Below are 15,342 nucleotides of genomic sequence, written 5' to 3'. Positions count from 1 at the left end.
CTTCCCAACCATCGCGGCCTAAAGGCCGCTCCCACAGGTGAGGAGGGAGGCACACCCGAGCGCCAGTTCCTATCCACCGCCGTGCGGAGGGCACGGCCCACCCTATGCCCACCATACCTTCTTCCCTGAAACCCGACGCCTGAAACCTGACACCTTCAGTACGGCAACGCGAAGAGATAGCCACTGCCGCGCACGGTACGGATCCGCTGACTGCCCTCGCCGCCGAGCTTCTTGCGCAGGTTGCTGATGTGCATGTCGACGCTGCGGTCGTAGGGCATCAACCGCCGCCCCAGCCCCTTCTCGGAGAGCACCTCCTTGCTCACCACCTGGCCGGCGTCGCGGATCAGCAGCTCCAGCATGTTGAACTCGGCGCTGGTCAGCTCCAGCTCGCGGCCGTCAACCGCCGCGTGGCGGGCGCCGGGGTGGAGAGTCACCCCCGCCACCTCGATCCCCTCCACGGCGACCGGCCGCTCGCGGTTCCCCTCTGCCCGGCGCAGCACCGCGCGCAGCCGGGCGGCGAGCACCTTCGGGCTGCACGGCTTGGCCAGGTAGTCGTCGGCACCGATCTCCAGGCCGATGATCGAATCGGTCTCCTCGCCGCGGGCGGTGAGCATCAGCACCGGAATGGGCCGCTGTTCGCGCAACCGGCGCAGCACCTCGAAACCATTGATCCCCGGCATCATCACGTCGAGCACCAGGGCATCGAACTCCTCGGCCAGGACGCGGGCCAGGGCGCTTTCGCCATCGTAGGCACATTCGCACTGGAACCCCTCGCCGAGCAGGAAGTCGCTCAGCATGTTGCAGAGGTCGCGGTCGTCGTCGGCTAGCAGCAATCGGTGCATGTCAGATATCAAGTGTCAGCAGCGTAGGGTGGATAAGCGATCGCGCATCCACCAAAACGGAGGCAGTGCCTACCCGTTGAGGATTGTCCCATCCGACCAGCGCCCGGGGCAGATGCGCTATCGCTTATCCACCCTACGGCTTCAGGCTTCAGGCTTCAGGCTAATTGTGGAGAGTTCTCAACCACTATGCCAACGGCCGAAGGCGGGCCTGCGGCCCGCCTTCCATTCTCTTCGTCAATCCAGGAATTTTCGCTGGAAAATTCCTAGTGAAGAAGAAGGGCGTCGTCGCCACGCAACTCCATCATGCACGCCATCCGCGCCTGGTGCACTTCGAACGAGGCGGTACGCCCAGCGCTCTGCTCCTCTTCGCTCAGGTAGCCGTCGGCATCGCTGTCGAGCAGGGTGAAGCGCTCGGTGGCCCGCGCCGTCTCCTCGGCAACCATCTCGTCCGCGTCCACGTCCACGTAGCCGTCGCCGTTGTGTTCCTGGATGTTCGATCCGACCGTATTGGTCTGGTTGAGAGTCTACGGATCACGCCGCAAGGGTGTGTCAGTCCAATGTAAAGCCATGTAAATCCCCCCGATTCCGTCACCTCGGCGAACGCCACGCGCACCGCGTCACTCACGTTGATCATGCCCGCCACCCCGTCGGGATCGTCGCCGGGGATAGTAAGCCGTGACTGACGGCAACAGATCTTCCCTTGAACTCGCGGCCTCCGGCGATAAATTCCGTGCCTGCCGGAACGATGCGGAATTCCTCATCGTCATCAACGGTAAGACAAACGAATAAGAAACACCCCCTTTGCCCCATCAAGCTTGTCTGATCCCCCGTAAGAATTTTCCCCACCCTAGCCGGAACCGCCGCCCTTCTTTAGAATGGTCCGCCCCGCCGCCGGCCAAGCCGTCCGGCGGGGCTCCCTTGAACTCAGCACAGCAGCAGGACCCGAACCATGGCCAGGGGCATCAACAAAGTCATTCTCGTCGGCAACCTCGGCAAGGATCCCGAAGTGAAGTACATGCCCTCGGGCAGCGCGGTGACCAACATCACCATCGCCACCAGCGAGAGCTGGAAGGACAAGCAGACCGGCGAGCAGCAGGAGCGCACCGAGTGGCACCGGGTGGTCTTCTTCAACCGCCTGGCGGAGATCGCCGGCGAATACCTGCGCAAGGGCTCCCAGGTCTACGTCGAGGGCAGCCTGCGCACCCGCAAGTGGCAGGGTCAGGACGGCCAGGATCGCTACACCACCGAGATCGTCGCCAATGAGATGCAGATGCTCGGCAGCCGCGGCGGCGGCGGCCAGGGCGGCGGCGGTTACGGCGGCGGTGGCGGTGGCGGCTATGACGACAGCTATGGCGGCGGCCAGGGTGGCGGCTACAGCGGTGGTCAGGGCGGTGGCGGTTACGGTGGCGGCCAGGGAGGCGGCGGCTACGGCGGCGGCGGTCAGCGCGGTGGCGGCCAGCGCCCGCCGCAAAACACCCCGCCGCAAAACACCCCGCCACAAAACACCCCGCCCCAGAACAACCCGCCGCAAAACAATCCGATGGACGATTTCGACGACGACATCCCGTTCTAGAGCCTGTCGGACCATCGACCGAAAGCCCCGCCATGCGGGGCTTTTTTGTAGAGAGCCGTAGCCACACCGCGGCACCCACCCGCCGGACGGTTGAATGACCGGAGCAGCGCGCATGAGCCACGAGACCCTGACCCTAGAGCAAGCCCTTTCCCGGGCGAACGCCGCCCTGAAGCGCGGCGACCTGGAGAGTGCCGACACCCTCTTCACCCGAATCCTCGGTGCCGACCCGAAGAACAAGAAGGCGAAGAAGGGGCTCCAGGAGTTGCAGCGCCGACGGAGCCGACTGGGCCTCCTGCCCTCACCCCGGGAGACCCTGGACCGCCTGAACCGGCTCTTCGAAGCGGGCCGCCTCGGCGAGGTGATCGCGGAGAGCGAGGCGCTGCTCAAGGCGCACCCCGAAGACCCGTCGCTGCTGAACATGAGCGGCGATGCCTACGCCGCCGGCGGCCAACGGGCGGCGGCGATCGAGCGCTATGAGCGGGCGCTGCGCAAATCCCCGGACAACCCGGTCTCGCTCAACAACCTGGGGCTCACCCTGTTCGACGAGGGGCGGGTCGCCGAGGCGGTGGAACGGCTCCACACCGCGATCGCGGCCCACCCCGACTATTCCTCCTCCTACTCCAATCTGGCCAACATCTGCCGCGCCAACGACGACCTGGAGAGGGCGATCGAACTCTATCGGCAGGCGATCGCCCTGCAACCGGAGAGCGCCCGCTACCACCGCAACCTCGGCAACAGCTATCGGGAGATCGGCAACTACCCGGAGGCGCTCGCCCACCTCCGCCGCGCCAACGAGCTGGAGCCGCACAACGCGGACGGCCACTTCGCCCTCGCCTCGATCCTGCTGGAGCTGGGCGATTTCGAGGAGGGTTGGCGGGAATACGAGTGGCGCTTCGGGGCCACCGGCGTATCGACGGAGTTCCCGCCTCACCTCCCGCGCTGGGACGGCTCCTTCGACCTGGGCGACGAGCTGATCCTGGTTCACGAACAGGGGCTCGGCGACACCCTGCAGTTCCTCCGCTACGGGATCGAACTGAAGAAGCGCCTGCCGTCGGTCTCGCTGGCGGTCCCCCCCAAGCTGATCCGGCTCATCGAGGCGGCGGGGATCTTCGACCGCCTCTATCCGCTCCCGCTCGGCGCAGGGCAGACGGAGCGCAACGCGCGCTGGTTTCCGCTGCTCTCCGTGCCGGGCGTTCTCGGGGTGTCCCGTGAACGCCCGATCGTCCAGGCCCCCTATCTCCGGGTGGACCCTGCGGTGCGACAGCGGCTGCTCCCGCTGCTGCCCAGTGGCGAGCGGATCGTCGTCGGGATCAACTGGCAGGGGAACCCCAACGCCGAATTCGAGTCCCGTCGCGGTCGCTCCTTCCCGCTGGCCGATCTCCATCCGCTGGCGACCCTCCCCGGCGTCGAACTCCTCTCCCTGCAGCGGGGCGCGGGCTCCGAGCAGTTGGCGCAGTGTGCGTTCCGCGACCGCTTCGTCGACCACCAGGACGCCATCGGCGAGGTGCTGGCCTTCGAAGAGGTGGCGGCGATCATGGAGCGCTGCGACCTGATCATCACCTCGGACACCGCGGTCGCCCACCTGGCCGGCGCCCTCGGCTGCCCCACCTGGATCCTGCTGCACTCCTGCGCGGAGTGGCGGTGGGGCGTCGACCAGGAGACGACGCCGTGGTATCCGACGGCACGCCTGTTCCGGCAGGAGGCCGCGGGAGACTGGGAAGGGGTCGTGAACAGGGCGCGCGCGGAGCTGGTGAAGTTCGTTGAATCCCGGGCGGGATGAGAAGGCGTGCCCCCGGCACCACCACGAAGGGCATCTACCCTCGCCAAAACCGCATTTGTCACCTATCCGTTACTTCTAGCGCCGCACTCGACAATCGGAGGAGGGATTTTCGTAGGAAATTTCTTCGTTCAACGTAACCAAAACGATTACCATACCGGTCGCCAGTAGGTGTGATTCCTTACAACTACACGCTTAGAATACGGTTTTCCTGAAGGACGCCAGACGACGGAGACCCCGCCCCATGAAGAAGAATCTGCCGATCACCCAACGCGAGCGGACCTACGACGATACGGTGGCCATCGTCTCCATGACCGACCCGAAGGGGATCATCACCTACGTCAACCGCGACTTCCTCGACGTCTCCGGCTTCAGCGAGGAGGAGCTCCTCGGCAAGAACCACAACATCGTCCGCCATCCGGACATGCCGCCGCAGGCGTTCCAGCAGCTGTGGGACACGGTCAAGGCCGGCAAGGCGTGGAGCGGCGTGGTCAAGAACCGCTGCAAGAACGGCGACCACTACTGGGTCGACGCCTTCGTCACCCCGCTCTACGAGGGGCCGCGTCTGGCCGGCTACCAGTCGGTGCGCACCCGTCCCAGCCGCGAACAGATCGAGCAGGCCGACATCCTCTACCGCAAGATGAACGAGGGGAAGGTCAAGGAGCTGCCGAGCGGTCGCGGCATCTTCGACCTCGGCCTGAAGGTGCGTATCTTCGCCGCCCTGGTGCTGCTCGGCCTGCTGGCGCTGGCCGCCGGCGTCACCGGGGTCGCCGGCAGCAACGTTATCAATCAACACTTCGCCAACCTCGAGGGCCCCCAGCCATCCATGGAGCAGCTGGCCCGCCTGGCGGCGGCGCCGCAGCAAGCCGACGGCGGCGCCGCGCTGGCCGCCGCGGTGCGCGAACATCTGGCGCAGATGAAGCAGGACCAGAGCCGCTACGTGCAGGCGAAGCAGGTCGCCGAGATCACCCGCAACGCGGTGATCGCCATCTGCCTCGCCGGCCTGGTGGTCATTCTGGTCACCGGCTCCCTGCTCAGTCGCCATGTGATCGGCCCAATGTTCCAGGTGATGGAGATCGCCAAGGGGATCGCCGGCGGCGATCTGAAGCAGGCGATCAAGGTGCGCCACCTGGACGAGATCGGCCAGATGCTGCAAGCGCTGAAGATGATGCAGGCGCGGCTGCGCACCCTGATCGGGCGGATCGCCGAATCCTCCGCCACCCTGGTCTCGGCGGGCACCCAGCTCACCGCGATGACCGCCCAGACCCGCGACGGCATGGGCGCCCAGCAGTCGGAGACCGCCGAGGTGGCCCGCGCCATGAGCCGCATGGCCGAGACCATCGCCGAGGTGGCCCGCGAGACCCTCGAAGGCGCCAGGGCGGCCAGCGAGGCCAACCAGGGGACCGTCGAGGGGCGCAAGGTGATGGAGCAGTCGATCGCCTCGATCAAGGGGCTGGCCGATCAGGTGGATGCCGCCACCGCGGTGATCGAGCGGCTGGGCGAGGAGAGCCAGGCGATCGGCTCGATCCTCGACGTGATCGGCGGTATCGCCGAACAGACCAACCTGCTGGCGCTCAACGCCGCCATCGAGGCGGCCCGCGCCGGCGACCAGGGGCGCGGCTTCGCGGTGGTGGCCGACGAGGTGCGCAGCCTCGCCGCGCGCACCCAGGAGTCGACCCAGCAGATCCAGCAGATGATCGAACGGCTCCAGGCGGGCACCCGCGACGCGGTGCAGACCATGCACCAGGGCACCGGCAAGGTGGAGGAGAGCGTGCGCCAGGCCGACGGGGCGGGCGAGGCGCTGCGCGGCATCGCCACGGTGGTGGGCAACATCAACGCGATGAACACCCAGGTGGCCGCCGCCGCCGAAGAGCAGTCCGGGGTGGCGCTGGAGATCGACGGCAAGCTGGCGCGGATCAGCGAGCTGTCGCAACAGACCGTGCAGAGTGCCGAGGAGACCGCCGCCGCCGGCGCCCAGATCGCCCGGCGCGCCCACGAGCTGGAAGAGATCGTCGGCCAGTTCGACGTCTAGCGGGATTCGCGCTTGGGGCGCGAATCCCGTGTGTGTTCGGATGATTGCGCTGCCTGGCTTGCGCCGGGGTCGCAACAGACCCCGATAGAATGCGTAGGGTGTGCCGACGACAGGAGGCGCACCAGCCAAACGAAGGCGGCGACCGGAAAGCGCCTGCTCCCCTCCCCTACGGGCGCCTCCGCCCACCATGGCGCGCACGGCACGCCCTATAGGTCGGCCTGTGGCCGACGCGGCCTTTCCGCTGCCCCGTCCCCCATCGATCAGAATTTCCGCACAACCGTTCCGAATTCCGCCCGCGAATACGACCGGGGGGCGTGGAAATGATCGTGCTGGCCGACCATCTGGAGGGTCTCTGGAGCCGCGTCGAGCCGCTGCTGTCGATCCGCGACGAGGCGGAATACGATGCGGCGGTGGAGCGGGTCGAGACGCTGATCGAGCGTGGCGCGGAGCAGCCCGACCACCCGCTCCACGGGCTCCTCGACCTGCTCACCGCGCTACTCCAACGCTACGACGAGCGCCACCACCCGCTACCCGAGGTGAGCGGCATCGAGATGCTGCGCTACCTGATGGAGAGCCACGGCCTGACGCAAAGCCAGCTGCCGGAGGTGGGGCCGCAGAGCGTCATCTCCGAGCTGCTACGCGGCAAGCGCACGCTCAACCTGCGCCAAGTGGCGGCCCTGCGCAAGCGGTTCGGGGTCTCCGCCGATCTCTTCCTCGACGACTGACCTCCCCCTACTCCACCCCCTGACTGCGCAGGTACTCCTCGTAACCGCCGCGGTAGTCGACGATGCCCTCGGGCTTCATCTCGATCACCCGAGTCGCCAGCGAGGAGACGAATTCGCGGTCGTGGCTGACGAAGATCAGGGTACCGGGGTACTCCTCCAGCGCCAGGTTCAGCGACTCGATCGACTCCATGTCGAGGTGGTTGGTGGGCTCGTCCATCACCAGGATGTTGGGCTTCTGCAGGATCAGCTTGCCGAACAGCATGCGCCCCTGCTCGCCGCCGGAGATCACCTTCACCGATTTGGTGCTGTCGTGGGAGGAGAACAGCAGCCGGCCCAGCGTACCGCGGATCGCCTGCTCGTCGTCCCCCTCCCTGGCCCAGCGCGACATCCAGTCGTAGAGGCTCATGGCGTTGGCGAAGTCCGCCGCATGGTCCTGGGCGAAGTAGCCCACCTCGGCGTTCTCCGAGTACTTCACCGTCCCCGCGTCGAACTCCAGGTCGTGGACCAGGCAGCGCAGCAGCGTAGTCTTGCCGATGCCGTTGGGGCCGATCACCGCGATCCGCTCGCCCACCTCGACCAGCAGGTCGAGGTCCTTGAACAGCGGCGGCGCCTCGCCGTAGCCCTTGGTCAGCCCGCTCACCTCGAGGGCGTTGCGGAACAGCTTCTTCTCCTGCTCGAAGCGGATGAACGGGTTGACCCGGCTGGAGGGCTTCACCTCCTCGAGCTGGATCTTCTCCATCTGCTTGGCCCGCGAGGTGGCCTGCTTAGCCTTCGAGGCGTTGGCCGAGAAGCGCGAGACGAAGGTCTGCAGCTCCTTGATCTGCGCCTTCTTCTTGGCGTTGTCGGCGAGCAGCCGCTCGCGCGCCTGAGTCGAGGCGAGCATGTAGTCGTCGTAGTTGCCGGGGTAGACGCGCAGCTCGCCGTAGTCGAGGTCCGCCATGTGGGTGCAGACGCTGTTCAGGAAGTGGCGGTCGTGGGAGATGATGATCATGGTGGAGTTGCGCGCGTTGAGCACCCCCTCCAGCCAGCGGATGGTGTTGATGTCGAGGTTGTTGGTGGGCTCGTCGAGGAGCAGGATGTCGGGGTCGGCAAACAGCGCCTGGGCGAGCAGCACGCGCAGCTTCCAGCCCGGCGCCACCGCGCTCATCAGGCCGGTGTGCTGCTCGATCGGGATGTCGAGGCCGAGCAGCAGCTCGCCGGCGCGGGACTCGGCGGTGTAGCCGTCCAGCTCGGCGAAGGCCACCTCCAGCTCGGCCACCTTCATGCCGTCCTCCTCGGTCATCTCCGGCAGCGAGTAGATGCGGTCGCGCTCGCGCTTGATCTCCCACAGCTCGGCGTGGCCCATGATCACGGTGTCGATCACCGTGTACTCCTCGTAGGCGAACTGATCCTGGCGCAGCTTGCCGAGGCGCTCGTCCGGCTCGTGGCTCACCGTGCCGTGGGTCGGCTCCAGGTCGCCGCCGAGGATCTTCATCAGGGTCGACTTGCCGCAGCCGTTGGCGCCGATCAGGCCGTAGCGATTGCCGTCGCCGAACTTGACGGAGACGTTCTCGAAGAGGGGCTTGGCCCCGAACTGGATGGTGAGATTGGCGGTGGTGAGCACGAATGGAATTCCCTAAATGACAGAGGGTTGCCCGAAAGGCGGGCGAAAACCGGGTGATAGGGGGATGGGGCAAAGCGGCCCCGCGAAGGGGCGCATTCTCTCATATCCGCGGCGGCGGGCAAAAACCGGACGATGCTTCGGCGACGGGAATAGCGGCGGCGACGGGAAGGCCCGTGCCGCAACCGGCCGAGCGGGACATCGGGGAATTCGGAATGGGCCTCGCAACCTACCCGCCGCTGCCTCCGTTGGCGTCGCCGCGGTAGCGGCGACCTACCCCGACGGAAGCGGGCGGGCGCCCGCTTCCCGGCGATTGCGCCTGTCAGGTGGCGGCCGGCAGGGTGAGGGTGACGGGGACGGTGGTGCCCGCGGCGACCGTGACGTTGCCGGAGGCGTTCACCGGCTGGCCGCCCCGGGTCCCCTCCACCCGGATGGTGTAGGCGCCCGGCATCAGGGACTTGATGGTGGTGTGGTCGCCTTGGAACGCGCCGCGGGAGGTGGCGTCGACGAAGAGCTTGAGGGTGCCCTGGTCGATCCCTTCGGCGTTGCTCACCGCCACCGCGACGCCACCGGGACGCAGCGCCTCGGTGCGCTGCTGGGTCTCCTTGTCGAGCTGGGCGATGCTGTTCCTGAACTCGTTCATCCACTCCTGGGTCTCCTGCTCCACCTGCTTGAGGATCGCCATGCGGAAGACCTTGATCCGCTCCAGCATCACTTGCTCCTGCTCGGCGGTGGCCTCGTCGCCCGACTGCTGGCGTAGCTGCGCCCAGTCCATCTGGAACTCGGCGAGCAGTTGATGGATCTTCAACTGCGCGTTGATGTAGCGCATCCAGGCGGTGGAGAAACCGAAGTATTTGTCGAGGCCGAGCAGCGCGCCGGCGACGGCGAGGACGACGAAGCCGTTGTGCCCCCATCCGGCCTGCGGGTCGATGCTCTGGAGCACGGTGATGAGTCCGCCGGCGGTGATGCCGAGGATGGCCAGGCCGCGAATCCACTGGGAGAAGAGCTTGGGCACCGCTTTGCGGGCGAGATACCAGTTGGCGGCCTGGATCGCCTTGCCCTCCACCAGGCAGGCGAGCTTTTCCAGATCGTCGATGACGCATCCGCTCTCGTCGACCCGCATCAGGTCGGGGTTGAGGTTCTGCCGGTTGTTGGAGTCCCGATGGAGGGCGCAGGGGACGATCTGGGCTTTCCCGTCTTCTTGGTTCATGGTTGATTCCTTTCGTCGGTTGGCTGGAAGGGGCAGGATCGCTGTTGTACGGTGCGTGTAGGTTACCCGATTCCGTTGAGCGTGGTGGATGGATCGTCGGGGGTCGTCTCCACCCGGTTCCGCCCACGCGCCTTGGCGGCGTAGAGGGCCTCGTCGGCACGCCTTACCACGGCGTCAACCGGATCGCCCGGCCGACAGGCGGCCACGCCGAAGCTGGCGCTCTGCCTCCCCACCACCGGAAAGGGGTGCGCTTCCACCACCCGGCGAAGCGCTCCGGCCAGGGCGGCCGCCTCTTCAAGGTCGGTCTCCGGACAGAGCACCATGAACTCCTCTCCGCCCCAACGGCCAACGGTGTCGGTCTCGCGGACGTTCTCCCGCAGCAACCCTGCCAGTTCCACCAGTACCTGGTCGCCCACCGGGTGGCCGTGGCCGTCGTTGACCCGCTTGAAATGATCAACGTCGAGCAGGATCACGCCGAAGGGGTGGTGGAAACGGCGGCTGCGCTGCTGCTCCTCTTCCAGCACCGCGTCGAGCCGCAGCCGGTTGGCCAGCCCGGTGAGGAAGTCGGTTCGCGAGCTGGTCTCCAGCTCCTGATGGACCTGGTGGATGTGGTGGAAGTTGAGCATCTCGAAGTGGCGGTAGAAGTAGAGCAGGTAGGCCACCATGAAGAAGGCGACGACGAAGAAGAGGAAGGAGTAGGGAAAGTAGTCTGCGGGAAAGGCGAAGTAGAGGGCGATGAACAGCGCCAGCAGAAGGGCGGACCAGACCGTCCCCTCCTTCACCCCGCGGATGGAGAAGGAGGCGATGGGGAAGAGGAGCAGGAAGTATTTGTTGTCCGCCTGATGGTCGCCCCAGACGAAACCGGCGGTGAAGAGGACGAAGATCGCCGCCATGAAGAGGCGGGAGTTGAACAGGTAGCGGGCGCTGGAGCGGGCGGAGAAGACCAGATAGAAGGTGATCAGGCTGAACACGTTGAGGGTGGCACCGAGACCGTGCAGCCCGGCCGCGTACTCCACCGGGGCGATCAGCAGGGAGACCGCCAGGCCGAGGTAGACGTACTGTTTGAGCAGTTCGTTGCGGAATTTGTACTGGTCTTTCATCGGAGTACCCAGCCTCGCCAAGTCGAGGTATAGGGCGTGCCGTGTGCGCCATGCCGCGCTTTCCGCACCTGCCCAACCTTTTCGCAGCAGACCACCAACTGACGTGGCGTCTTCGATTTCGGTGCCATTCGAAGCGCCACGGCGGGCGCGGCCCGTCCTATAGGATTGGATGAACCTCCGGAAAAAGCGTCGACCGTCCGGTAGGAGCGACGAGGGAATCGGTAAGCACTTCGAAACCCGTTCCCCGCTGCTTTCGTTTGCGTCGCCGCGGTAGCGGCGACCTACGGGCTCCGATGGCACCATTGCGGAAACGACTCGGAGCAACCCAGCACGATCCCTCTTCTCCGCGATCTCCGCGTTTCCTTCCAGAGCGCCGGGCGGATCAGCGTTCGAGCAGCGGCTTGAGGAAGCGCCCGGTGTGGGAGGCGGGGTGGGCGGCGACCGCCTCGGGGGTCCCTTCGGTGACCACGCTACCGCCGCCGTCCCCGCCCTCGGGGCCGAGATCCACCAGCCAGTCGGCGGTCTTGATCACGTCCAGGTTGTGCTCGATCACCACGATGGTGTTGCCGTGGTCGCGCAGCCGGTGGAGGATGCCGAGGAGCTGTTCGATGTCGTGAAAGTGCAGCCCGGTGGTCGGCTCGTCGAGGATGTAGAGGGTCTTGCCGGTGTCGCGCTTGGAGAGCTCTTTGGCCAGCTTCACCCGCTGCGCCTCGCCGCCGGAAAGCGTCGTCGCGTTCTGGCCGATCTTGATGTAGCTGAGGCCGACATCCATCAGCGTCTGGAGTTTGCGGGCGAGCATCGGCACCGGGGCGAAGAACTCCACCGCCTCCTCCACCGTCATCTCCAGCACCTCGTGGATGCTCTTGCCCTTGTAGCGCACCTCCAGGGTCTCGCGGTTGTAGCGCTGCCCCTTGCAGACGTCGCACGGCACGTAGACGTCGGGCAGGAAGTGCATCTCCACCTTGATCAGGCCGTCGCCCTGGCACGCTTCGCAGCGCCCCCCCTTGACGTTGAAGGAGAAGCGGCCCGGCTTGTAGCCGCGGGCGCGCGCCTCCTGGGTGCCGGCGAAGAGTTCGCGGATCGGGGTGAACAGCCCGGTGTAGGTGGCGGGGTTGGAGCGCGGGGTGCGGCCGATCGGGCTCTGGTCGATGTCCACCACCTTGTCGAAGTGGTCGAGGCCGTCGATCGCCTTGTAGGGCGAGTGGTCGTGGAGCCCGGCGCCGTTCAATTGATGAGCGGCCAGCGGGAACAGGGTGTCGTTGATCAGCGTCGACTTGCCGGAGCCGGAGACGCCGGTGACGCAGGTGAACAGCCCCACCGGCAGGGCCACGTCGATCCCCTTCAGGTTGTGGCCGGAGGCGCCGCGGATCACCAGCTGCTTCTCCGCGTCGGGGCTCATCCGCTGGCCGGGCACCGCAATCTTCTTGCGGCCCGACAGGTACTGGCCGGTGAGTGAGTCCTCGCTGGCGGCCACCTCCTCGGGGGTGCCGGCGGCCACCACCCGGCCGCCGTGGCAGCCGGCGCCGGGGCCGATGTCGACCACGTAGTCGGCGGCGCGGATGGCGTCCTCGTCGTGCTCCACCACCAGCACGGTGTTGCCCAGTCCGCGCAGGTGATCGAGGGTGGCGAGCAGCCGTTCGTTGTCGCGCTGATGGAGGCCGATGGAGGGCTCGTCGAGGACGTACATCACCCCGACCAGGCCGGAGCCGATCTGGCTCGCCAGGCGGATGCGCTGCGCCTCGCCGCCGGAGAGGGTCTCGGCGCTGCGATCGAGGGTCAGGTAGTCGAGACCGACGTTGACCAGGAACTCGAGCCGGTCGCCGATCTCCTTGACGATCTTGTCGGCGATCTCGCCGCGCCAGCCGGGCAGGGTCAGCGTGGCGAAGAACTCGCGGGCGCGCCCCACCGGCAGTCCGGTCACCTCAGGCAGGGTGCGCTCGGCGACGAAGACGTGACGGGCGGCGGTGTTGAGGCGGGTCCCCTTGCAGTGGGGACAGGGGTGGCTGGAGTGGTACTTGGCCAGCTCCTCGCGCACCACGTTGGAGTCGGTCTCGCGGTAGCGCCGCTGCATGTTGGGCAGGATCCCCTCGAAGGGGTGGCGGCGCAGCGTCTCGGTTCCCCGCTCGGAGAGGTAGCGGAACTCGATCTCCTCCTTGCCGCTGCCCCACAGGACGACGTTGCGCGCCTCCTCGGTCAGCTCATTGAAGGGGGTCTCCGGGTCGAATCCGTAGTGTTCGCCCAGCGACTGGATCAGCTTGAAGTAGTAGGCGTTGCGCCGGTCCCAGCCGCGCACCGCGCCGCCGGCGAGACTCAGCTCGGGGTGGGCGATCACCCGCTCCGGATCGAAGAACTGCTCCACCCCGAGGCCGTCGCACGCCGGGCAGGCACCCACCGGGTTGTTGAAGGAGAAGAGCCGCGGCTCCAATTCGGCCAGGGCGTAACCGCAGTGGGGGCAGGCGTACTTGGCGGAGAAGACCAGCTCGGGCCGCACCGCGTCGTCCATGAAGGAGACCCGCGCCAGGCCGTCGGCGAGGTTGAGCGCGGTCTCGAAGGAATCCGCCAGCCGCCCCTCCAGGTCGGGCCGAACCTTGACCCGGTCGACCACCGCCTCGATGGTGTGCTTGCGCCGCAGATCCAGCTCCGGCGCCTCGTCCAGCTCCACCACCTTCCCGTCGATGCGCGCGCGGACGAAGCCCTGGGCGCGCAGCTCGTCGAGCAGCTTGTGGTGCTCCCCCTTGCGATCGGAGACCACCGGGGCGAGCAGCATCAGCTTGGTCCCCTCGGGCAGCGCCATCACCTGGTCGACCATCTGGCTGACGGTCTGCGCCTCCAGCGGGGTGTCGTGTTCGGGACAGCGCGGCAGGCCGGCGCGGGCGAACAGGAGGCGCAGGTAGTCGTAGATCTCGGTCACCGTGCCGACGGTGGAGCGGGGGTTGTGGGAGGTGGACTTCTGCTCGATGGAGATGGCCGGCGAGAGCCCCTCGATGTGGTCGACGTCGGGCTTCTCCATCATCGACAGGAACTGGCGGGCGTAGGCGGAGAGCGACTCCACGTAGCGCCGCTGCCCCTCGGCGTAGATGGTGTCGAAGGCGAGCGAGGACTTGCCCGAGCCGGAGAGGCCGGTGATCACGATCAGCCGGTCGCGGGGCAGCTCCAGATCGATGTTCTGGAGATTGTGAGTGCGCGCGCCACGGATGCGGATGGTGTCCATAGGGAGGGGCCTGGGATCGGGGTAAACGGCGTATTGTATTCGCCGCGCCCGCCGCCGGGCAAAGCACGGGGGTGACGACTCACCAGATTCGCCCCCTTGAGCGGATCGTAGGGTGGATAAGCGATAGCGCATCCACCGGACGCTCGCCGGACACCAGGCGATTCCCGCGGGGTAGCGCCCACCGGATAGCGCGATCCCTCCGGGTAGCCGCTGCCCCCGTTTTGGTGGATGCGCTATCGCTTATCCACCCTACCGCACGGTCCCCCTCAGCGCGTCCCCTGCTTGAAGGCCCAGGCGTGGGCGATGATCGTCGCCAGGTCGGCGTAGGCCGGGCGCCAGCCCAGCTCCTCCCGCGCCCGCCGGCTGTCGGCCACCAGACGGGCCGGGTCGCCGGGGCGCCGCTCACCGATGCGCCGCGGGATCTCCAGACCGGTGACCCGGGCGGCGGTGTCGATCACCTCGCGTACCGAGAAGCCCTGGCCGTTGCCCAGGTTGTAGACCGCCGAGGCAGCCCCGGCGAGCAGCCCCTCCAACGCCAAACGGTGGGCCTGGCAGAGGTCGGCGACGTGGACGTAGTCGCGGATGCAGGTGCCGTCCGGGGTGTCGTAGTCCTCGCCGTAGACGGTGATGCACTCGCGCTCGCCGGCGGCGGCCTGGAGCACCAGCGGGATCAGGTGGCTCTCCGGGTCGTGGCGCTCGCCCAGCTCCCCCGCGGGGTCGGCCCCGGCGGCGTTGAAGTAACGCAGGGTGGTGAAGCGCAGCCCGTAGGCGCGATCGAAGTCCCACAGCGCCTGCTCCACCGCGAATTTGCCGAAACCGTAGGGGCTGATCGGCGCCAGCGGATGGGTCTCGTCGATCGGCACCCGCTGCGGTTCCCCGTAGACCGCCGCGGTGGAAGAGAAGATGAAGCGCATCACCCCGTGGCTGCGCATGGCATCGAGCAGCACCAGGGTGTTGGCGACGTTGTTGAGGTAGTAGGCGGCCGGTCTCGCCATCGACTCGCCCACCTCGGAGAGGGCGGCGAAGTGCATCACCGCGTCGATCCGCCGCTCGCCGAAGAGGCGATCGAGCACCCCCCGATCACCGAGACTGCCGCGCACCAGTACATCGCCGGGAAGGGCATCGGCATGCCCCTTGGAAAGGTCGTCGAGCACCACCACCCGATGGCCGCGCGCCAGCAGCTCCTTGACCATGTGCGAACCGATGTAGCCGGCCCCGCCGACCACCAGGACTGTCGTCATTCTATCCACTACCTCCGACCGCCAAATCGCC

Annotated in this window: 11 protein-coding genes; 4 read left to right on the top strand and 7 right to left on the bottom strand. The window is 67.1% G+C overall.

All coding sequences use genetic code 11. The features are described 5' to 3' along the window. Positions 1 to 155: 155 nt before the first annotated feature. Together ACYQ2W_RS22500 and ACYQ2W_RS22495 are read right to left on the bottom strand one after the other, a co-directional pair. Complete coding sequence (locus ACYQ2W_RS22500; protein ID WP_459872528.1) at positions 156 to 842, bottom strand: response regulator; 687 nt, start codon at positions 840 to 842, stop codon at positions 156 to 158. Positions 843 to 1,105: 263 nt separating this feature from the next. Further along, positions 1,106 to 1,306 (bottom strand): hypothetical protein, encoded by a 201-nt coding sequence (locus tag ACYQ2W_RS22495; RefSeq protein ID WP_459872525.1) that lies wholly within the window; start codon positions 1,304 to 1,306, stop codon positions 1,106 to 1,108. 485 nt (positions 1,307 to 1,791) lie between these two features. Between ACYQ2W_RS22495 and ssb the strand changes: the two genes are divergently transcribed. From ssb to ACYQ2W_RS22475, 4 genes are all read left to right on the top strand, one after another. Further along, entirely contained in the window at positions 1,792 to 2,415 is a 624-nt protein-coding gene (ssb, locus tag ACYQ2W_RS22490) for a single-stranded DNA-binding protein (RefSeq protein WP_459872522.1), read from the top strand. A 112-nt stretch (positions 2,416 to 2,527) separates the two neighbouring features. Further along, positions 2,528 to 4,195: a tetratricopeptide repeat protein gene (locus ACYQ2W_RS22485; RefSeq protein ID WP_459872519.1), complete on the top strand. Its 1,668-nt coding sequence runs from the start codon at positions 2,528 to 2,530 to the stop codon at positions 4,193 to 4,195. A gap of 241 nt (positions 4,196 to 4,436) precedes the next feature. Then, the gene (locus tag ACYQ2W_RS22480; RefSeq protein ID WP_459872517.1) at positions 4,437 to 6,224 is read left to right on the top strand and encodes a methyl-accepting chemotaxis protein; all 1,788 of its coding nucleotides are present in this window, start codon (positions 4,437 to 4,439) and stop codon (positions 6,222 to 6,224) included. 320 nt (positions 6,225 to 6,544) lie between these two features. After that, positions 6,545 to 6,949: a helix-turn-helix domain-containing protein gene (locus ACYQ2W_RS22475; protein ID WP_459872531.1), complete on the top strand. Its 405-nt coding sequence runs from the start codon at positions 6,545 to 6,547 to the stop codon at positions 6,947 to 6,949. 7 nt (positions 6,950 to 6,956) lie between these two features. Here ACYQ2W_RS22475 and ACYQ2W_RS22470 read toward each other — a convergent pair whose 3' ends face one another. The 5 genes from ACYQ2W_RS22470 to galE form a co-directional block, all read right to left on the bottom strand. Next, positions 6,957 to 8,552 carry an ABC-F family ATPase gene (locus ACYQ2W_RS22470; RefSeq protein ID WP_459872514.1) on the bottom strand — a complete coding sequence of 532 codons (1,596 nt, stop codon included), beginning with the start codon at positions 8,550 to 8,552 and terminating at the stop codon, positions 6,957 to 6,959. Positions 8,553 to 8,871: 319 nt separating this feature from the next. Next, complete coding sequence (locus tag ACYQ2W_RS22465; RefSeq protein WP_459872511.1) at positions 8,872 to 9,759, bottom strand: SLATT domain-containing protein; 888 nt, start codon at positions 9,757 to 9,759, stop codon at positions 8,872 to 8,874. Between the two features lie 62 nt (positions 9,760 to 9,821). Continuing rightward, positions 9,822 to 10,859, bottom strand: coding sequence for a GGDEF domain-containing protein (locus tag ACYQ2W_RS22460; RefSeq protein ID WP_459872509.1), 1,038 nt, complete (start codon positions 10,857 to 10,859; stop codon positions 9,822 to 9,824). Between the two features lie 382 nt (positions 10,860 to 11,241). Then, positions 11,242 to 14,070 carry an excinuclease ABC subunit UvrA gene (gene uvrA / locus ACYQ2W_RS22455; protein WP_459872506.1) on the bottom strand — a complete coding sequence of 943 codons (2,829 nt, stop codon included), beginning with the start codon at positions 14,068 to 14,070 and terminating at the stop codon, positions 11,242 to 11,244. Positions 14,071 to 14,336: 266 nt separating this feature from the next. Beyond that, on the bottom strand, positions 14,337 to 15,311 hold the full coding sequence (gene galE, locus ACYQ2W_RS22450) for a UDP-glucose 4-epimerase GalE (RefSeq protein WP_459872503.1): 975 nt from the start codon (positions 15,309 to 15,311) through the stop codon (positions 14,337 to 14,339). Positions 15,312 to 15,342: the final 31 nt, after the last annotated feature.

This window comes from Endothiovibrio diazotrophicus, assembly GCF_054657215.1.
The sequence above is the reverse complement of the archived record's forward strand: the minus strand, read 5'-3'. Positions and strand labels throughout refer to the sequence as shown.